The 18,805-nt window shown below is 73.3% G+C and carries 14 protein-coding genes; 6 read left to right on the top strand and 8 right to left on the bottom strand.

Translation table 11 applies throughout. From position 1 onward, the window contains the following. Positions 1–12: 12 nt before the first annotated feature. Complete coding sequence (locus ACFYXB_RS10475) at positions 13–1,974, bottom strand: amino acid transporter (RefSeq protein WP_389580009.1); 1,962 nt, start codon at positions 1,972–1,974, stop codon at positions 13–15. Between the two features lie 117 nt (positions 1,975–2,091). Here ACFYXB_RS10475 and ACFYXB_RS10470 point away from each other — a divergent pair, with 117 nt between their 5' ends. The 3 genes from ACFYXB_RS10470 to ACFYXB_RS10460 all read left to right on the top strand — a co-directional run bounded on the left by ACFYXB_RS10470 (position 2,092) and on the right by ACFYXB_RS10460 (position 6,979). Continuing rightward, complete coding sequence (locus ACFYXB_RS10470; RefSeq protein ID WP_351357660.1) at positions 2,092–2,718, top strand: YigZ family protein; 627 nt, start codon at positions 2,092–2,094, stop codon at positions 2,716–2,718. A gap of 107 nt (positions 2,719–2,825) precedes the next feature. Continuing rightward, complete coding sequence (locus ACFYXB_RS10465; RefSeq protein ID WP_389580005.1) at positions 2,826–3,989, top strand: exonuclease SbcCD subunit D; 1,164 nt, start codon at positions 2,826–2,828, stop codon at positions 3,987–3,989. Further along, positions 3,986–6,979: an AAA family ATPase gene (locus tag ACFYXB_RS10460; RefSeq protein ID WP_389580003.1), complete on the top strand. Its 2,994-nt coding sequence runs from the start codon at positions 3,986–3,988 to the stop codon at positions 6,977–6,979. Before ACFYXB_RS10465 ends, ACFYXB_RS10460 begins: the two co-directional genes overlap by 4 nt. 243 nt (positions 6,980–7,222) lie before the next feature. Here ACFYXB_RS10460 and ACFYXB_RS10455 read toward each other — a convergent pair whose 3' ends face one another. Together ACFYXB_RS10455 and ACFYXB_RS10450 are read right to left on the bottom strand one after the other, a co-directional pair. Continuing rightward, a complete protein-coding gene (locus ACFYXB_RS10455) occupies positions 7,223–7,528 on the bottom strand; it encodes a hypothetical protein (RefSeq protein WP_389580000.1) in 306 nt (101 codons plus the stop codon). 148 nt (positions 7,529–7,676) lie between these two features. Next, the gene (locus ACFYXB_RS10450; RefSeq protein WP_351357671.1) at positions 7,677–8,123 is read right to left on the bottom strand and encodes an Lrp/AsnC family transcriptional regulator; all 447 of its coding nucleotides are present in this window, start codon (positions 8,121–8,123) and stop codon (positions 7,677–7,679) included. 93 nt (positions 8,124–8,216) lie between these two features. On the opposite strand from ACFYXB_RS10450, the gene ACFYXB_RS10445 reads away from it, so the two are divergent. Then, the gene (locus ACFYXB_RS10445; protein ID WP_389579998.1) at positions 8,217–8,699 is read left to right on the top strand and encodes a rhodanese-like domain-containing protein; all 483 of its coding nucleotides are present in this window, start codon (positions 8,217–8,219) and stop codon (positions 8,697–8,699) included. Between the two features lie 79 nt (positions 8,700–8,778). Next, entirely contained in the window at positions 8,779–9,294 is a 516-nt protein-coding gene (locus tag ACFYXB_RS10440; protein WP_389579995.1) for an immunity 21 family protein, read from the top strand. A 48-nt stretch (positions 9,295–9,342) separates the two neighbouring features. Here ACFYXB_RS10440 and ACFYXB_RS10435 read toward each other — a convergent pair whose 3' ends face one another. After that, on the bottom strand, positions 9,343–11,034 hold the full coding sequence (locus ACFYXB_RS10435) for a DUF885 domain-containing protein (protein ID WP_389579993.1): 1,692 nt from the start codon (positions 11,032–11,034) through the stop codon (positions 9,343–9,345). Positions 11,035–11,067: 33 nt separating this feature from the next. Further along, on the bottom strand, positions 11,068–11,571 hold the full coding sequence (locus tag ACFYXB_RS10430) for an Lrp/AsnC family transcriptional regulator (RefSeq protein WP_389579990.1): 504 nt from the start codon (positions 11,569–11,571) through the stop codon (positions 11,068–11,070). A 59-nt stretch (positions 11,572–11,630) separates the two neighbouring features. Here ACFYXB_RS10430 and ACFYXB_RS10425 point away from each other — a divergent pair, with 59 nt between their 5' ends. Further along, entirely contained in the window at positions 11,631–12,866 is a 1,236-nt protein-coding gene (locus ACFYXB_RS10425) for a PLP-dependent transferase (protein WP_351357684.1), read from the top strand. Between the two features lie 92 nt (positions 12,867–12,958). On the opposite strand, the gene ACFYXB_RS10420 is transcribed toward ACFYXB_RS10425, so the two are convergent. From ACFYXB_RS10420 to ACFYXB_RS10410, 3 genes are all read right to left on the bottom strand, one after another. After that, positions 12,959–14,395: a GNAT family N-acetyltransferase gene (locus tag ACFYXB_RS10420; RefSeq protein WP_389579986.1), complete on the bottom strand. Its 1,437-nt coding sequence runs from the start codon at positions 14,393–14,395 to the stop codon at positions 12,959–12,961. A gap of 150 nt (positions 14,396–14,545) precedes the next feature. Then, positions 14,546–17,233 (bottom strand): DUF6493 family protein, encoded by a 2,688-nt coding sequence (locus ACFYXB_RS10415; RefSeq protein ID WP_389579983.1) that lies wholly within the window; start codon positions 17,231–17,233, stop codon positions 14,546–14,548. Beyond that, a complete protein-coding gene (locus ACFYXB_RS10410; RefSeq protein WP_389579980.1) occupies positions 17,230–18,648 on the bottom strand; it encodes an SWIM zinc finger family protein in 1,419 nt (472 codons plus the stop codon). Before ACFYXB_RS10410 ends, ACFYXB_RS10415 begins: the two co-directional genes overlap by 4 nt. Between the last annotated feature and the right edge of the window lie 157 nt (positions 18,649–18,805).

The following is an 18,805-nucleotide window of genomic DNA, read 5'->3' as shown; positions in this document are numbered from 1 at the left end:
CTGGTCGCACGCTCACCCCACGTGCACCCACGGCCGCCGCTCCCGGTCCGGCTCCGCCCGCCGCAGTACCTCCTGAGTGACCGGCGCCACCTCGCCCACGCCGAACACCAGGAACTTGACCAGGTGGCTGACGGGGTTGCCCTCCGTCCAGTTGAAGTACGCGTGCGGCACCTCGCCGGTGCGGTCGCGCAGCGCCAGCAGCACCGCCGCGATGGTGTTGGGCACGGTCGGCCCCGCCGCCCGCAGCCGCCGCACCCCGTGCGCCTTGTCGCCGTGCACGGTGACGTCGGCCGTGAAGTCCGAGGAGTCCCGCACGAACACCTCCAGGAACAGCACCGGCCCGCCGTGCCCCGGGATATAGGTGTGGCGTCGCTGCTCGCTCTCCCTCGCCCGGTACGCGCGCGTGCTGCGCTCCTGCGGCGGGTTGGCGATCAGCCGCAGCGGACCCGCACGGGCGGCCTCGTCGACGACCCGCTGCGCGCTGTCGTCCAGGACGACCTCGGCGACGCGCAGCTCGAAGGCCCGGTGCACCCGCGAGCTCAGGGACGTGACAAGGATGGACACGATGAAGATCGACGCGATCTTGATGCCGTCGGGCCGCTCCACGACATTCGTGACCAGCGTGTACGCGAACACGGCGGTGATCGCCCCGAACCCGGCCGTGGCCCGCCGTCGGCGCCGCCGGTGCACGGCGACCGTGGAGGCGAACGACCCCGACAGCATCAGCACCAGCACACCGGTCGCGTACGCCCCGCTCTGCGCGTCCACGCTCGCGTGGAACCACAGGGTGATCAGCACGGCGGTCACCAGGAAGACGAGGACCAGTGGCCGCACCGCCCGGGTCCACTCGGGGGCCATGCCGTAGCGGGGGAGGTAGCGCGGCACGAGGTTCAGCAGACCGGCGAGCGCGGAGGCGCCGGCGAACCACAGGATCGCGATCGTCGACAGGTCGTACAGCGTGCCGAAGACCTGCCCCAGGTATTCGTGCGCCAGATAGGCCAGCGCCCGCCCGTTCGCCGGGCCGCCGCTCTTGAAGTCCTCCTGCGGGATGAGGATCGTCGTCGCCAGGCTGGACAGCAGCAGGAAGCAGCTCATGATCAGCGCGGCCGTGGTGAGCAGCTTGCGAGTGTCCCGGATACGGCCCGCCGGCTTCTCGTAGGTGTCCGTCGGATCGCCTTTGACCTGGGGCATCACGGCCACGCCCGTCTCGAATCCGGACATGCCGAGCGCCAGCTTCGGGAACACCAGCAGTGCCACGCCGACCATCGCCAGGGGCGAGGCATGCTCCGCGCTCAGCGCGTTCGTCCAGTCCTCGACACGCACCGGACGGGAGAACACCTCCCAGGCGCAGGCGCCCAGCACCACGAGGTTGAGCGTGAGATAGGTCGCCACCAGCACCACGGCGATGCCGATGGCCTCACGGAAGCCCTTCAGGAAGACCCCGCCCAGCAGCCCCACGAGCAGCAGCGTGATCCATGTGTTCTCGCCCTGGGTCCAGTGCGGGGCGAACGGGTTCTCCACGACGTGCGCGGCGGCGTCCGCGGCCGACAGCGTGATGGTGATCATGAAGTCGGTCGCCGCGAAACCCAGCAGCACCAGGACGAGGATCTTCCCCGACCACCAGGACAGCAGCCGCTCCAGCATGGCGATCGAGCCCTCGCCGTGCGGACTCTCGTGCGCCACCCGGCGGTACACCGGCAGCGCCCCCAGCAGGGTGAGAGCGATCAGCACGAGCGTGGCCAGCGGCGAGAGCAGACCGGCCGCGAGAGCCGCGATGCCCGGCTGGTACCCCAGCGTGGAGAAGTAGTCCACACCGGTCAGGCACATCACCCGCCACCACCGTTGGCCCTTCTGCTCGGGTGGGGGCACGCCGTGCGGGCCCGGATGGCGGGCCGTCTGCTCGCTCAGGCCCTCGAGCAGCCACGCGCGCCAGCGGGACGGCGAGGTCTTGCGCCCCGCCGCGATGCCGGTCATGCGGTCCTGCCTTCTCGAGTCACGACGGTCCTTCGGACGACGGCCGGTGCGCGTTCCCCACATCGTGACCCGCACCTCGGCGCCGGGCGACCCCAGTAGTCCGCATAGGCTGGCCGGATGCAGGACGAGTACCGCACCGTCGCCCACGCGGGCGTGCACGAGACCGAGGTCAACCGCTCCCGCTTCCTGTGCACGCTCGCCCCGGCGGCCACCGAGCAGGAGGCCCAGGACTTCATCGCCGCGATCCGCAAGGAGCACGCCGACGCCACGCACAACTGCTGGGCGTACGTCATCGGCGCCGACGCGGCCGTACAGAAGGCGAGCGACGACGGCGAACCGGGCGGCACGGCAGGTGTTCCGATGCTCCAGATGCTGCTGCGTCGCGACATGCGGTACGTCGTCGCGGTCGTCACCCGCTACTTCGGCGGGGTCAAGCTCGGCGCGGGCGGACTCATCAGGGCATACGGCGGGGCGGTCGGCGAGGCCCTGGACGCGCTCGGCACGCTCACCCGCCGCCGCTTCCGGCTGGCCACGGTGACCGTCGACCACCTGCGCGCGGGCAAGGTGCAGAACGACCTGCGCGCGACCGGCCGCGAGGTCAGGGACGTCCGGTACGGCGAGGCGGTCACGATCGAGATCGGCCTGCCGGACGCCGACGTGGACGCCTTCCGCGCCTGGCTGGCCGACGTCACCGCCGGGACGGCCTCCTTCGAACTGGGCGGGGAGGCCTACGGAGACGCCTGACGATCGGGGCGATACGGGCATAACGGTCAACTGCCGTACGGTCCATGCCGGGCCGATACGGGAGTAACCGCCCGTGATGTCAGACCCGGGCGTTAGTCTCGGGGATCATGAGACTCCTGCACACTTCCGACTGGCATCTCGGCCGGGCGTTCCACCGGGTGAACATGCTCGGTGCCCAGGCCGAGTTCATCGGTCACCTCGTCACGACCGCGCGTGAGCGCGAAGTGGACGCGGTGGTCGTGTCGGGAGACGTGTACGACCGCGCGGTGCCTCCGCTGGCCGCGGTCGAGCTGTTCGACGACGCCCTGCACCGGCTCGCGGAGCTGGGCGTGCCCACGGTGATGATCTCCGGCAACCACGACTCCGCCCGCCGTCTCGGCGTCGGCGCGGGCCTCATCGACCGCGCCGGTATCCACCTGCGCACGGAGCCGTCCGCGTCCGGCACCCCGGTCGTGCTGGCCGACGCCCACGGGGATGTCGCCTTCTACGGCCTGCCGTATCTCGAACCCGCCCTGGTGAAGGACGAGTTCGAGGTCGAGAAGGCCGGCCACGAGAGCGTGCTCGCCGCCGCCATGGACCGCGTCCGCGCCGACCTCGCCGCCCGCGCGCCCGGCACCCGCTCCGTCGTCCTCGCCCACGCCTTCGTCACCGGCGGCGAGGCCAGCGACAGCGAGCGCGACATCACCGTCGGCGGGGTGGCCGCGGTCCCGGCCGGCGTCTTCGACGGCGTCGACTACGTGGCGCTGGGGCATCTGCACGGCAGCCAGACCATCACCGCGCGCGTGCGCTACTCCGGCTCCCCGCTGCCGTACTCCTTCTCCGAGGCCGACCACCGCAAGAGCATGTGGCTCGTCGACCTGGCCGCCGACGGCTCCGTCACCGCCGAGCGCGTCGACTGCCCGGTGCCCCACCCACTGGCCCGGATCCGGGGCACGCTGGAGGACCTCCTCGCCGACCCGGAGCTGGCCCGCCACGAGGACGCCTGGGTCGAGGCGACCCTCACCGACCAGATCCGCCCCGCCGACCCCATGGCCCGCCTCACCGAGCGCTTCCCGCACGCGCTCAGCCTCGTCTTCGCCCCCGAACGGGCCCCGGACGACCCCGACGAGACGTACGCCCGGCGGCTCGCCGGCCGCAGCGACCAGCAGATCGCACAGGACTTCGTGGCCCACGTGCGCGGCGCCGGACCCGACGAGCGTGAACTGGCCGTGCTGCGAGAGGCGTTCGACACCGCGCGCGCCGGCGACGCGGTGCGGGAGGTGGCCCGTTGAGGCTGCACCGCCTTGACCTCACCGCCTTCGGGCCCTTCGGCGGCTCGCAGAGCGTCGACTTCGACGAGCTGTCCGCCGCCGGGCTGTTCCTGCTGCACGGACCCACGGGCGCCGGCAAGACCTCGGTCCTCGACGCCGTGTGCTACGCGCTGTACGGCGCGGTGCCGGGCGCCCGGCAGAGCGGCCAGGGTCTCTCCCTGCGCAGCGACCACGCCGACGCGGACACCCGCACCGAGGTTCGCCTCGAACTGACCGTCGCCGGACGCCGGTTGGAGCTGACCCGGCAGCCCCCGTGGGAGCGGCCCAAGAAGCGCGGCTCCGGTACGACGCTGGACAAGGCCCAGACCTGGCTGCGGGAGTACGACACGGCGGCCGGCGCCTGGAAGGACCTCAGCCGCTCGCACCAGGAGATCGGCGAGGAGATCACCCAGCTGCTCGGCATGAGCCGGGAGCAGTTCTGCCAGGTCGTGCTGCTGCCCCAGGGCGACTTCGCGCGCTTCCTGCGGGCCGACGCGGAGGCCCGCGGCAGACTCCTGGGCCGCCTCTTCGACACCCAGCGCTTCGCCGACGTCGAGAAGCGCCTCGCCGAACGCCGGCGCACGACCGAAGCCCGGGTGCGCGAGGGGGATGCCGCCCTGCTGGCCGACGCCCACCGCATGCAGCAGGAGGCGGGCGACGTGATGGAGCTGCCGGAACTGGCCCCGGGTGAGCCGGGCCTGGCCGAGGCCGTCCTCGCAGCCGCCGCCGTCGCCCGCAGCACCGCCCGCGAACGCCTCACCCTCGCCCACTGCCGCCTCACCGCCGCCGAGTCCGCCCAGGCCGCCGCCTACGGCACCCTGGCCGACGTACGTGAACTGGCGCGGCTGCAACAGCGGTTCACCCAGGCCCGGGAGCGGGCCGTACGGCTACAGGAGCGGGCCGGCGCCCATCAGGAGGCGCAGACGCGGATGGAGCGGGCCCGCAAGGCGGAAGCGGTCGCGCCGGCGCTGGAGCTCCGCGAGGCCGCCGAGGGCGAGCACCGCGCGGCGGGTGCCGCCGAGGCACGCGCGCGGGGGCTGCTGCCGGACAGCTTCGCGGATGCCGGTCCCGCCGGGCTCGCGGCCGCCGCCCGCCGGGCCGCGGAGGAGCTGGGCGGCCTGGAGTCCGCCCGCCGCGCCGAGCGACGGCTCACCGAACTTGTCGATGAACACGCCGGCCTGGACCGGCAGGAGCGCGCCGACGAGGACGCCCTGCGCGAGGCCGAGGGCTGGCTCGCCGACTGGGACGCCACGCGCGCGGGGCTGCAATCCCGCATCGAGTCGGCGCAGGAGGCAGCCACCCGGGCCGAGCAGCTCGCCGTACAGCGGGACCCCGCGCGCCGACGGCTCGAAGCGGCCCGGCTGCGCGACCAGTTGGCCTCGGACACGGAGGCGGCCAAGAAGCGGGCACTCGACTTGGAGGAGCGCGCCCTTACGGCCCGTACCCACTGGCTCGACCTCAAGGAACAGCGCCTTAACGGCATCGCGGCCGAACTCGCCGCGAACCTCACCGACGGCGCACCCTGCGCCGTCTGCGGCGCCACAGAACACCCCGCCCCCGCCCGCAGGATCGCCGGGCACGTCGACCGCGAGGCCGAGGAGCGGGCCCTCGCCGCCCACCAGCGCGCCGACGAACAGCGCGCCGAGGGCGAGCGGCGGCTCGGCGTCGTCCGGGAGGCCCTGGCCGCCGCCACCGCCGAGGCGGGCGACACCCCGACGGACCGACTCGCCGCCGAGGCCGACGAGTTGGAGCAGCGGTACACGCAGGCCCGCCGTGACGCCTCCGGGCTGCACGCCGCCCATGAGGAGCTGCGCCGCGCCGAGCACGAGCGCGAGCGGCGCCTCGCCGACCGGCAGCAGGCCGCCGTGCGCGCCGCCGCACGCCTGACCCGGCGCGAGAGCCTGGAACACGAACGGACCGCGCTGGAGGAGGAGTTGGCGCAGGCCCGGGGCAGCGCCACCAGCGTGGCCGTACGGGCCGCGCAGCTGGAAGGACAGGTCGCCCTCCTCACCGACGCCGCCGACACCGCGCGCATCGCCGAGGACACCGCCCAGCGGCTCAAGGACGCCGACGCGCGCCTCGCCGACGCCGCCTACCGCGCAGGGTTCGACACCCCGCAGGCCGCGGCCGCCGCCCTCCTCGACGGCAGTGCCCACCGCGAACTCCAACGGCGCCTGGACGCCTGGCAGTCGGAGGAGGCCGCCGTACGCGGGGTCCTCGCCGAGGCCGACACCGCCGCGGCCGCGCAGCAGCCGCCCGCCGACCTCGACGCGGCGGAACGCGACGCCGCCGAGGCCGCCCAGCGGCTGCGCGACGCCGCCTCCACGCGCGACTGGGCCGCCCGCTGCTGCGGCGAACTGGACCGGCTCTCCGCGCGCGCGGCCGATGGCGTACGACGGCTGGCGCCCCTGCGCGAGGAGTACGACCGCGTGGCCCGCCTGGCCGGCCTCACCGCGGGCACCTCGGCGGACAACGAGCGCAAGATGCGCCTGGAGTCGTACGTCCTCGCGGCCCGTCTGGAACAGGTCGCCGCCGCCGCGACCGTACGCCTGCGGCGCATGTCCGCCGGGCGCTACACCCTCGTCCACTCCGACGACCGCACCGGACGCGGGCGCAGCGGACTCGGACTGCACGTCGTCGACGCCTGGACCGGCCGCGAACGGGACACGGCGACGCTGTCGGGCGGCGAGACGTTCTTCGCCTCTCTCGCCCTCGCCCTGGGCCTCGCGGACGTCGTCACGGACGAGGCCGGCGGGGTCCGCCTCGACACCCTCTTCATCGACGAGGGCTTCGGCAGCCTCGACGACCAGACCCTCGACGAGGTCCTCGACGTCCTCGACTCCCTGCGCGAACGCGACCGCAGCGTCGGCATCGTCAGCCACGTCGCCGACCTGCGCCGCCGGATCCACGCCCAACTCGAGGTGGTGAAGGGCAGATCGGGGTCGGCCGTTCGTCAGCGGGGTGTCGGCTGAGGCGGGGCGAGGCGGACGAAAACCGCGCGGACGCAGGTACGTTGCGGCCGATGAGGACGGATTTGCTACCCGGTCGCGTCTGCGGGCGTGTCCGCCGTTGCAGGTAGCGAGCAGCGAAGGTTCGGTTGACCACCGCCCCGGGTGCGCCGTGCACGGGCCTGCGTGGCCGCTTCCGTATGCCCGGGTGCGTCCACGCCGAGCAGCCGGTCCCCGGCCGCACGCGGGGCCGGGGAGACGACATCCTTACTCCCCGAGAACCAGCCGCTCCAGTGCAACCCGTGCCCGCGCGTCGGACTGTGCACGGGCCGCGACCGCGCTCGCGAGTTCCCGCACCCACTCGTCGAGGGCCACCGGGCGCCGCGAGAGCACCACGCCGCGGACCTCCGTGCACACCTCGGCCTTGGGATGCCCACCCGCGAGGTTGAGCACGAGACGCTGCTCGCCGAGGAAGACCTCGACCCGCTCGACACGACCGTCGCGCCCCGCGAGCCGATCGGCGATGCCCCGCTTGCGCTCGACCCCGGCCGCCCGGGCCATCGCGCGGACCATGGGAGTGAGAGTGGGCAAGCGGCGCGTATAGGGCCGAGGTGAGGACAAGAGCAACAACGGGGCAGCCGTGGTGCTCTGAGCCTGCGGAGGCCGCAGCGACCGGTCCTCACCGGCCCGCGGGTTCGTCAACGCGCTTCCAGCGGAGCGCCTAGTGGCCCAGCGGGCGCCTGGGCAGCGGGGAGGAGTACACCACGCTCGTCGTCACCGATCCGAGTGTGCTGATCCGGCCCGAGATCTCCTCCAGGTGCCGCATCGACCGCGCGGCGACCTTGATGACGAAGCAGTCGTCGCCCGTCACATGGTGGGCCTCCAGGATCTCCGGCATCGCGGCCACCAGGTCGTGGAACGGCTTGTAGTTGGCGTTCGGATAGCGCAGCCGCACGAACGCCAGGATCGGCAGCCCCAGCCGCTCCGGGTCCACGACCGCCGCGTACCCCTGGATCACGCCGGCCTCCTCCAGACGGCGTACCCGCTCGGTGACCGCGCTCGCCGACATCGAGACGGCGCGCGCGAGTTCGGCGAAACTGGCGCGGCCCTCGCGCTGGAGGACGTCGAGGATGCGCCAGTCGGTGGCGTCCGGGGAATACGCGGTCATGAGCGAGGGATAACAGGGAATCCACGGCCGTTCAAGGGCCGCGCCGTGGAAGGTCCCTTCAGGAAGGCGACCACCGGCCGTAGTTTTCTGGTCATGACCAACACCACGACCGTCCCCGTCAACCCCGTCCTGCGGATCGCCCCGACCGCCCCCGCCGAGGCCGCCGCCCACTTCCGGGCGAGCCTGGCCTTCCACACCGACGTCTCAGACGTGGCCGCCGCGCACGCGGCCGGCGGCGACCCGGGCTTCGTCGTCCTCGACTGCCGTTCCACCGAGTCCTGGGACCAGGGACATGTCCCCGGCGCGGTCCATCTGCCGACCGACCTCATCCCCGAGCAGGCCGAGCGGCTCCTCGACAGGTCCGTGCCCGTGGTGGCGTACTGCTGGGGCCCCGGCTGCAACGGCGCCACCCGCGCCGCACTGGCCCTGGCCGAACTCGGCTACCAGGTCAAGGAGATGCTCGGCGGCTTCGAGTACTGGGTGCGCGAGGGCTTCGCCTACGAGACCTGGCAGGGCCGCGAGAGCCGGCCGGCCGACCCCCTGACCGTGCCGGTGGGGGGAGACTGCGGCTGTTGATCCGGGCACTCGGGGGCGTACCGGACGGGTCGGGGAACCGTGAATCCGGCACGGTCGCCGCCCGTGTAGGTTCTGCCCCATGGCGCGATACGCGGATCCAGGCGCGGTGGACTGGGTGGAGTCGGGCGGTGGCCCGCTGGTGGTGGTCCCCGAGACGGTGCTCTCCTTCTGGGCGGGGGCGGACGGCGAGGACATGGCCACGGACTACGACCGGGCGTGCGAGGTCGACGGGTACGTCGGACTGCTCCCTGTCGGCGACAGCGTGGCCCTGGTCCTCGGCGACGAACCGGCCTCCACCGCCTACCTTCCCGACCACGGCACCTTCGTGCGGTGGAGTGCCGCGAACTCCGAGGACGAACTCCTGGCCGAAGTGCCCGCCGCCCTCGACGCGGCCGTGTGGGAGAACGAGGTGCGCTGGAACGTGCCCGGCCCGGTCGTCCTGTTCGACTCCGCCTGGCCCGGCGACGAGGCCGACCGCGCCGAGCATCTGCGCGTCCCGCTGGAACCGGGCCGGTACGCGGTGCGCGCCGCCTACGCCAGGCCGAGGCCGGAGACCTGGCTCGGCCTCGTCCAGCTGCGACGCCTCACGGACTGAACCGGCCGGTGCCGCGCACCTCGTCCCGCGCGCGGCACCGGTCCCGTCTCAGAGCGCCGACAGTTCGTCGACCAGGTCGTCCAATCCCAGCGAACCCTGGGACAGCGCCGCCATGTGCCAGGCCTTGAGGTCGAACGCGTCGCCGTGCCGCTCGCGGGCGTTGGCACGGCCCATCAGCCAGGCGCGCTCGCCGAGCTTGTAGCCGATCGCCTGGCCCGGAATGGTCAGATACCGGGTCAGCTCGCTCTCCACGAAGTCCGCCGGCCGGCTGCTGTGCGCGGCGAAGAACTCCTGGGCCAGGTCCGGCGTCCAGCGTTCACCCGGGTGGAACAGCGAGTCCGCCGGGATCTCCAGTTCCAGGTGCATACCGATGTCGACGATCACCCGGGCCGCCCGCATCATCTGCGCGTCGAGATATCCCAGCCGGTGTTCCGGGTCCGTGAGGTAGCCGAGTTCGTCCATCAGCCGCTCGGCGTACAGCGCCCAGCCCTCCGCGTTCGCGCTGACCCCGCCGATGGTGGCCTGGTAGCGCGAGAGGTTCTCGGCGACGTGCGCCCACTGCGCGAGCTGGAGGTGGTGGCCCGGCACGCCCTCGTGGTACCAGGTCGACACCAGGTCGTACACCGGGAACCGGGTCTGGCCCATCGTCGGCAGCCAGGTGCGGCCGGGGCGGGAGAAGTCCTCCGACGGGGCCGTGTAGTAGGGGGCCGCCGCACTGCCAGGCGGGGCGATCATGGCCTCCACCTTCCGCACCCGCTCGGCGAGTTCGAAGTGCGTGCCGTCCAGCTCCTGGATCACCCGGTCCATCAGGTCCTGCAGCCACTCCCGGACCTCTTCGACGCCCTCGATGTGCGTGCCGTGCTCGTCGAGATGGGCGAGCGCCACCCATGGCGTCGCGGCGCCGGGCAGGATCTTCTCGGCCTCCCGCCGCATCTCGCCGAGGAGGCGGTGGTACTCGGACCAGCCGTACGCGTACGCCTCGTCCAGGTCCAGGTCGGTGCCGTTGAAGTAGCGGGCCCAGCGCACGTACCGCTCCCGGCCCACCGCGTTGGGAGCGCCCTCGACGGCCGGGGCGTACACGTCCCGCATCCAGTCCCGCAGCTCCACGACGGCCGCGGTCGCCGACCGGGCGGCGCCGTCCAGTTCGGCGCGCAGCGCCTCGGGCCCGGCCGAGACGAAGTCCTCGAACCACCCGCGGCCCTCGCCGTCGGTGTCCGACCACTCCGTGAGCTGTTCGACGAGGGTGGCGGTCGGGCGCGGACCGGCGTACAGCTTCCGGTCCAGGCCGAGCGCCAGGGACTCGCGGTAGCCCTCCAGCGCGGCCGGGACGGCGCGCAGCCGCTCGGCAATGGCCGCCCAGTCCTCGTCGGTCCGCGTCGGCGTCACGGTGAAGACGTCGCGCACCGCGTGCGCGGGCGTGTGCATGTTGCCGACCGCGCGCAGGTCCTCGTCGGCGTCGTGCACGGCGAGCTGGGCGGTCAGCCGCTCCCGCAGCAGACGGGCGCAGCGGCGCTCGACCTCGCTGTTCGCACCGGGCTGCCGCTCGGCCGCGTCGAGCCTGGCGAGCGTGGCCCGGGCCAGTTCCGCCGTGGCCTCCTGGCCCGCGGGCGAGAAATCGGGCAGTCTGCTCGCGCTCTCCTTCACACCGAGGTACGTGCCGATGACCGGATCGAGGGCGATGAGCTCGTCGACGTAGGCGTCGGCGACCTCGCGGGGCAGCAGGCTCTTGGTCTCAGACATGCGGTCCATCCTCGTACGTCGACCGGGTCGACGTCACTTGGGTGTCCCCGACTCCGTGGTGGGCGCGGCCGGGGGCAGCAGGGGGCCGCAGTCCCACTGCTGGAAGATCAACCGGGTCTCCACGCGGGCCACTTCGCGCCGAGCCGTGAACTCGTCGAGGACCAGGCGTTGCAGATCCGCCATGTCGGCCACGGCCACATGCACGAGGTAGTCGTCGGGACCGGTGAGATGGAACACCGTCCGTGACTCGGGCAGCGCACGGATCCGCTCGACGAACGGGCCGACCAACTCCCGGCGGTGCGGCCTGACCTGGACGGACAACAGTGCCTCCAGACCACGGCCGAGGCGGGCCGGATCGAGCCGCAGCTGGTGGCCGAGGATCATGCCGGAGCGGCGCAGCCTGGTCACCCGGTCCAGACAGGTGGACGGCGCGACACCCACCTGGGCGGCGAGGTCGCGATAGGTGGTCCGGGCGTCGTTCTGCAGCAGGCGCAGCAGATGGAGGTCCACCGGATCCAGTACGACAGATTCGGCCATTGGCCGAACGTAGCACGGTGTTTGATTCCTGTGACCCGTTCGGTGTTCACCCTTCGGCCATGGACTCAGCCAGCACCCGAGTACACGACACCCGCGCGGGAGACCTCCGCGCACCCGGCGAGGCGCGCACCGCGTCGAGAGCACTCGCCACCGAAGCCGTCCACGCCGGCCGCGACGACCTCGCCCGGCAGGGACTGCACGCCGCACCGATCGATCTGTCCACCACCTACCCCTCCTACGACAGCCGGGGCGAGGCCGCCCGCATCGACGCGTTCGCCGCCACCGGCGCCGCGCCGGACGGGCCGCCGGTGTACGGCCGGCTGGGCAACCCGACGGTGGCCCGCTTCGAGACCGCCCTCGCCCGCCTCGAAGGCACCGAGGCCGCGGTCGCGTTCGCCAGCGGCATGGCAGCGCTGAGCGCGGTCCTCCTGGCCCGCTCCACGACGGGCCTGCGCCATGTCGTCGCCGTACGCCCCCTGTACGGCTGCAGCGACCACCTGCTGACCGCGGGGCTGCTCGGCACCGAGGTCACCTGGACCGATCCGGCCGGGATCACGGACGCGCTGCGCCCGGACACCGGGCTGGTGCTGGTCGAGTCCCCGGCCAACCCGACCCTCGCCGAACTCGACCTGCGCGCCATCGCCCACGCCTGTGGCTCGGTGCCGCTGCTCGCCGACAACACGTTCGCGACCCCGGTACTGCAACGTCCGGCCGAGCACGGCGCCCGGCTGGTGCTGCACAGCGCCACCAAGTACCTCGGCGGACACGGGGACGTGCTGGCGGGCGTGGTGGCCTGCGACGAGGAGTTCGCACGGCAGCTGCGGCAGATACGGTTCGCCACCGGCGGTGTGCTCCATCCGCTCGCGGGCTATCTGCTGCTCAGGGGCCTGTCCACGCTGCCGGTGCGGGTGCGCGCCGCCTCCGCGAACGCCGCCGAACTGGCCCGCCGGCTCGCCGAGGACCCGCGCATCGCCCGCGTCCGCTATCCCCGGCTCGGCGGCGCGATGATCGCCTTCGAGACGCACGGTGACCCGCACGAGGTCATCTCGCGGGTCCGGCTGATCACCCCGGCCGTGAGCCTGGGCAGCGTCGACACCCTGATCCAGCATCCGGCCTCCATCAGCCACCGCATCGTGGACGTGGCGGATCGCCGGGACGCCGGGGTGAGCGACCGGCTGCTACGGCTGTCGGTCGGGCTGGAGGACGTCGACGATCTGTGGGCGGACCTGGACAGCGCGCTGGGTGGGGGAGCGGAGGGGGCGGCGCCGATGGACCACCGGTTGACCGTGGGCTGAGCGGCCGAGCCCGGGGCACGGATGGCGAACGGCCCGGCGGAATCCGCCGGGCCGTTGCCGAGTCGATCGACGGTCGGTGCGTGGTCGTGGTGTCAGGCCCGGCCCGTCGGCCCGCCGAGCTGCGTCTGCATGCTGTCGTACGGCAGTCTGGACGCCACCGGTGTGGCGTCCAGACGGGCCGTGATGACCAGGGTGCCCTCCTCGATCTGGTAGTCGAGCGGCAGGCCGAGGCCGCGCATCGCGGCGACCATTCCGGTGTTGGACGCCTGCGTCACCGCGTACACGCTCTCGCAGCCCGCCTCGACCGCCATCGCCACCAGCCGGCACAGCAGTTCGGCGCCGATGCCGCGCCGCTGCCACTCGTCCTCGACCAGCAGGGCGACCTCCGTCTCGTCGCCGTCCCACAGCAGGTGACCGAGGCCGACGATCCGCCCCGACGCGGTCTGCACGGCCAGCGTCCGCCCGAAACGGGGGCTGAGGAGGTGGTTCAGATAGCGGTCCGCGTCACCGACCGGCCCGTGGTAGCGCATACCGAGCGTGCGCGCCGAGCACCGCTCGTGCATCGCCTTGGCCGCCTCCACATCGTTCGTGTCGGCCCGGCGCACGGCGATCGCGTTGCCCTCGGGCAGCGTCAGCACGTCCTGGCTGCGCGGGATGCGCGGACCGAGCCGCGTGTCCAGTTCCACCAGGGCCCGCGCCCGGGCGAACTCGGTGGGGGTGAACGGCAGATACGGCCGCTCCACGGTGATCACTCCGCCTTCCGGAGCCCGCAGCCGCAGCACGGTGTCCTCCAGTGCGCCCTCGACCGGCACCGCCTCCGGCCCCCGGCCCCCGCCGACCGATGCGGCGGGCAGCGACCGGATCGTGCACCGGCCCAGCAACTGCCTTAGCGCCAGCGGGAGTTCGGCCGTATCCAGCGCGGTGCGCGCGGCGAGACCGAGGATCCGGGTCGGGGCGTCCACCAAGTCGTGTGCGTCGGCCCGCTCGATCCAGGTGCTCGAACCCCCGGCCAGCGAGATCTCCCGGTTGATCTCCGCCGCGGGCAGGTCGGCCGGGGCACGCAGCAGGAACTCGTCCACCGTGCCCTCGGCCAGGGGATGCGCCTGCAGGCTCAGGATGTCCACCCGTCGGTCGGCCAGCGCCGTGCACAGCGCAGCCAGCGTCCCCGGCTCGTCCTTCACCGTCGTCCGCATCCGCCACAGCACGCTCGCCGCCTCCACGGCAGCGGGCGTCGCCGCCTGTTCGTCGGACGGCCCGGCCTTTCGCAGCACGGCGAGCGGCCGGGCACCGGTATCGCCGACGGGCGGCGCGTGGCCGTGGCGCCGTGCCCACCACGTGTGGAATCCCGCCGTCGCGATCAGCGCGGCCGCCGAGATCACCAGCAGCGCCGGGCCGTCGGGCCCGTGCCCGATCAGGTTCGCCAAAGCGTCCGCTACCGCGACGGCCGTGAAGAGTGCGGCGAGTTCGACGACATCCCGCCGCCAGTGGTGCACGGGCCGCCCGTGCTTCGCCCGCGTCACATCAGACATGTCTCGAGTCATGCAGCCACTGTGAAGGAAGGGTGTTGCGTGATCACGAACGCTCTGTGACCGATGGGTAAAGCATGGTTCTGCACCATTTGTTGTTCTTTTGACTACTGGCTTCCTCCCAGGTGACGGCCCTGGGACGGGCTTTTAGGATCACGCGGCCGATCGTGCGGCCGTCTGCTCGGCCAGCGCGTCGTGCAGCCGCCGGGCCTGGCTCACCAGCCGAGAGGAACCCCGTCGGCCGGCTGTCTGCGACAGGTGGGGCAGCTCACCGCGCGCCCCGGACCGCTCGGCGCACTCGGCGGCCACGGCCAGCAGATCGCCGAGCCCGCGGGCCGGTACCGACCGACCCGCCGAGCCCGCCGGACCCGCGGTCGCGAGGTCGGCGAGCAGTACCGGCAGGGCGTTGCGGAGCATTTCCCAGATCGTCGCGTTCGCCCCCGTGGCCGCCGCCGTCCGCGCCGACTCGGCCAGTCGCAACGGCTTGACCGCGCCGCGCCGGACCAGCTGCCCGAGGTCGGCGCCCAGGCGCGCCGTGTCGAGCTGTCCGCGTGCAGCGAGCACCAACAGCGCGTCCACGGCGGCGAGCCGGTCCTCCGGATGCCGCGCCCCCAGCCCGTACGCCAGGCACAGGTGCACGCACTCGCCCGCCTCGCCGCCGGACTCGGCGAGCAGTGGCAGCGCGCCGGCCGCGCCCCGCGTGTCGTACTCGGCGGCCTGCGACAGGTCGTGCACCAACCGCGCCGCCACCAGCTCGCGCCGCTCCGGAAGCACGGCGAGCCAGTGCCCACGTATCTCGGGACTCCAGTGGGAGCAGTACCGGCTCTGGCCGAAGGCGCTCGTCGGGCGGCCCAGTATCCGGAAGTCGGCCGGGAAGTCCTCCTGGAGCTCCGGCAGTTCACCGAGTTCGACGACGATCCGCGTCCCCGAGGTCCGCCGCCGGGCCAGGGGCAGGGCGGGATCCCCGGCCGCCAGCCAGCGGGCCAGCCGTTCGCCCTCGCGTGTGCCGAGCGCCGCCGCCCGTTCCACCGCCGCGAGGCACGCGGTGCGGTCGGACCGGCGCACTCGCAGCAGCGCCTGCGCGAAGTCGGCCTCCGACACCCGGGCGTCCAGGCGCCGGTAGGTGTCGAGCCGCTCCACCAGCTCGTCAGGTTCCAGCAGGCCCGTGCCCCACGTGGGCGTCGACAGCAGCAGCGGCAGCGGCTCGGTACGCAGCCGGTACACCACCTCCCTGATCCGGGCGTCGAACGCGCTTGCGAGGCCCCGGTGCACACAGCCGTTCCCGGTCGGCTCGTGCCGTCCCACGGCCGAGTGGAGCGTCGACGTCCGCACGCGTCCGCTCAGCGTGGCGAGGAGCAGGTCGAGGGCGTCCTGGGCGCCCTGGAGGTGGTGGTGCATGGGGCTGAAGTACGTCTCCGCGTGCCGCCAGTGGCCCGGCTCCGTGGTGGCCCACCAGCGGCGCTCGATCACCGGACCGAGCGCATCCAGCAAGGCGTCCGAGTCGCCGTACGCATGCCGCACCAGACCGTCCAGCGCCCGCTCGAAGGTGGCCACGTCGCCACCGGACGCCAGCAACGCCCCCACCTCCTCGGCGAGTTCCACCGCCGTTTCCGGCGCTTCGGCGAGCCGTACGGGCTCCGGGGCGGGCGGGAGCACCTCCTCGTACACCGCTGGCGCCGGGTCCGCCACCGCGATGCCCAGGGTGCGTTCCGCCCGAGTGCGCAGCGCGGGCGTCAACTGCTCGGCCGCGCGGGACAGTTCCGTACGGAGGTCTTCGGACGTGAGCTTCTTCGCGTGGCGCTCCACCAGCCTCAGCGCCCGCTCCTGCACTTGCGTGTCCTCGTGCCCGAACGCCTGTGCCGCCACGGGCAGCAGCGCCGCTGCCGCGGCCGGGTCACGGGTGAGGACCTTGCCGAGCAGGACGAGCTGGGCCCGCACCAGCTTCTTCTCGCTGCGGAACAGCAGCCCTTCCGATGCCTCCGCCAACTGCCTGGACGTCAGCTCCCCGTCCAACGCGAGGGCGGCGAGCACCGACTGCGCGTGCGCGGCGACGGGAGAGGCGGCATCGCGCGCCAGGGCGGTCCAGTCGGCGGCGCGCTCATGCTCCTCCGCGCGCGTGAGCTCGAGACGCACAAGCAGCGGGAGAAACACCCGGTGGTCGGTCGGGCCGCCGCCGCGCAGCAGCCGGGCCACACAGGCGTCCAGCACCACCTTGCGGTCCAGGCTGCCGACCCGGGTGAGCTCCGCGAGCGCGTTCTGCCAGGAACCGGGCCCCTCGCCGAACATCCAGCGGACCTCCCGCAGGTCCGTGAGCTCGAAGAGACCGATCACCAGCGGGACCAGGTCCGGCTCCCGGCGCAGCCGTTCGACCACGGAGCCGCGGCCCCATGGGCCGCCGATGTACCGGACCCAGCCGGCCACATACGCGTCCGTCACCGGAACCTCGCACCCGGCCCGGTGTACCAGCCCGGACATCAGCTCGTACGGCACTTCGGCGGACACGGGCCGCTGCGCCAGCCGCTGTGCCACATCGCGCAGCCACCCGCTGTCGCGGCCCTCCAGAGCCTTGAGCAGCAGTTCGGGGGAGGCCTGCCGCCAGCGCAGATCGGCCGCCGAGAGCCAGCTCGCCGCGGCCGCGGCACCCGTGTGGCACGCCGCCCCAGCCGCGTGCAGCGCCGCACCGACGCTGCGCCGGCGGTCCCACTCCGCGGTCCGCATCTCCTTGCGCAGCGCCTTCAACTCCGGCAATCGTGCCCGCCGTTCGGCATCCGTCAGCTCTCCCAGCAGCCGCAGCGTCTCGTCCGTACGCCCCGCCCGTACCGCCTCGATCAGCGCACTCATCGCACACCCCCGTCGATTCCCGTCAGTTCCCGCGCCACGGCCGAGCCGCGTCGCACCATCCGCACGGCCAGCGAGTGCTTGCACGGTCCGCGCCCGCCCCGGTACTTCGCCCACCACGGGCAGCTGCAGCTCAGCACCCCGGCGTCGTCACGCACCCGGTGCACATGACCGTCCTCGGCGGTCACCGTCCCCACCGCGCCGTCCAGGGCGACGGCGCCCGTGGCCACCAGCGCCCGGGCCGAACGCAGCCGGGGATTGTGGCGGTCGACGCGCTCGGCGTCGTACGGCAGCTCCCGGTGGAAGTAGGCCGCCTCCGCCGTGTCGTACCCCACGCGGCCCGAGGTGCCCAGGCGGACCAGCGCGGCCCGCACCCGCTCCGGTGTGAGACCGGAGGCGGCGGCGAGGTCGGCGACGTCCACGCGGGGCTCCCACGCCAGCAGGACCGCGATCAGCTCCGCGTCCTCGGCGGCCTCGTCGGTGGCGAGCGCGTCCAGGACGCCGCCCTCGCCGGAGAAACCGCGCGACGCGTCGGGCGACAGGGTGAGCGTGAGGCGCATGCCGGGCAGGACGACCTCCCAGGCGGCCGCCGTCCCGCCGGCCCGCGCGCCGGCACCGGTGACCGCGGGGCCGTACACCCGCAGAGCCGTCGCATACCGCAGGACCCGCTGGAGCGCGGCCAGTCGCTCGGGGCCGGGCAGGCACACCGCTCCCGGCACCGCCCGGGTCGTCGGCCGCAGACCCCGGCCGACCGGCACCACCCAGCGCGGCCCGCCCGCGGTTTGGCGACCGCCGCCCGGCTTGGGCAGCGCGCGCAGGAACCGCACCGCCTCGTCCGCCCGCAGTTCCGCCCGCAGGTCGAACCCGGCCGCTATGACCTGTGCCTCCGCGAAGCCGCGCAGCCACCGGTCGGGCAGCGGCACCTTCTTCTCCAGGACCGGGCCGTCCAGCGTGGTGACCGCCAACTCCTCAGGGCCGACCCGGAGATGGAGCGGATCCTCGCCGCCGATCCGGGACAGGGCCTCGCGCAGCGGGTTGTTGACGTCCACGTTCGTCGTGCCGTGCCCCACCTCGGCGCCGTCCAGACCGGGGGCGAGGACGTCCAGGCGCGCGTACACCCCGCCGCAGCCGGAGAAGGACTCGAAGCGCAGCCGGTCGCCATTGCCCGTCACCACCGGGTCGAGCGAGGCGCGCAACTGCGGCTGGTAGTACCGCGCGGCCGCCACGTCGGCCACCGCGAGCAGCCCGGCCGCGGCGATCCGAGGCGACGTCAGAAAGCCTGCGAAGAAGCGCGGATGGTCCTCGACACCCGTGGGCGTCGCACCCCGGGAGGTCTCGAGTCCGAGCTGGTGTCCGCCCGCCGCGGACCGCAGCACGGAGGGTTGCCGATAGGCCACGGCCTGGAGAGATCGCGTCATGGGAAAAACCGTAAAGGCGACCACTGACAATCGGCCTGACCTGCGAAGACGTCCCGCGAGGCCGGGAGTTGGCGGGGGATACGGAAGTGCCGCGCACCGGGGGATGACGCCGGCGCGCGGCACACCTGAGAGGGTACGGGAGTGAGCGGGCCGTCAG

Source organism: Streptomyces sp. NPDC002619 (assembly GCF_042889305.1).
Taxonomy (GTDB): domain Bacteria; phylum Actinomycetota; class Actinomycetes; order Streptomycetales; family Streptomycetaceae; genus Streptomyces.
The sequence above is the reverse complement of the archived record's forward strand: the minus strand, read 5'-3'. Positions and strand labels throughout refer to the sequence as shown.

Excerpts from the sequence above, each read along its gene's own strand:
- ACFYXB_RS10435 (WP_389579993.1), bottom strand. The coding sequence starts at position 11,034 with ATGTCTGAGACCAAGAGCCTGCTGCCCCGCGAGGTCGCCGACGCCTAC.
- ACFYXB_RS10425 (WP_351357684.1), top strand. The coding sequence starts at position 11,631 with ATGGACTCAGCCAGCACCCGAGTACACGACACCCGCGCGGGAGACCTC.
- ACFYXB_RS10470 (WP_351357660.1), top strand. The coding sequence starts at position 2,092 with ATGCAGGACGAGTACCGCACCGTCGCCCACGCGGGCGTGCACGAGACC.
- ACFYXB_RS10415 (WP_389579983.1), bottom strand. The coding sequence starts at position 17,233 with ATGAGTGCGCTGATCGAGGCGGTACGGGCGGGGCGTACGGACGAGACG.
- ACFYXB_RS10445 (WP_389579998.1), top strand. The coding sequence starts at position 8,217 with ATGACCAACACCACGACCGTCCCCGTCAACCCCGTCCTGCGGATCGCC.
- ACFYXB_RS10410 (WP_389579980.1), bottom strand. The coding sequence starts at position 18,648 with ATGACGCGATCTCTCCAGGCCGTGGCCTATCGGCAACCCTCCGTGCTG.
- ACFYXB_RS10430 (WP_389579990.1), bottom strand. The coding sequence starts at position 11,571 with ATGGCCGAATCTGTCGTACTGGATCCGGTGGACCTCCATCTGCTGCGC.
- ACFYXB_RS10475 (WP_389580009.1), bottom strand. The coding sequence starts at position 1,974 with ATGACCGGCATCGCGGCGGGGCGCAAGACCTCGCCGTCCCGCTGGCGC.
- ACFYXB_RS10450 (WP_351357671.1), bottom strand. The coding sequence starts at position 8,123 with ATGACCGCGTATTCCCCGGACGCCACCGACTGGCGCATCCTCGACGTC.
- ACFYXB_RS10465 (WP_389580005.1), top strand. The coding sequence starts at position 2,826 with ATGAGACTCCTGCACACTTCCGACTGGCATCTCGGCCGGGCGTTCCAC.
- ACFYXB_RS10455 (WP_389580000.1), bottom strand. The coding sequence starts at position 7,528 with ATGGTCCGCGCGATGGCCCGGGCGGCCGGGGTCGAGCGCAAGCGGGGC.
- ACFYXB_RS10420 (WP_389579986.1), bottom strand. The coding sequence starts at position 14,395 with ATGTCTGATGTGACGCGGGCGAAGCACGGGCGGCCCGTGCACCACTGG.
- ACFYXB_RS10440 (WP_389579995.1), top strand. The coding sequence starts at position 8,779 with ATGGCGCGATACGCGGATCCAGGCGCGGTGGACTGGGTGGAGTCGGGC.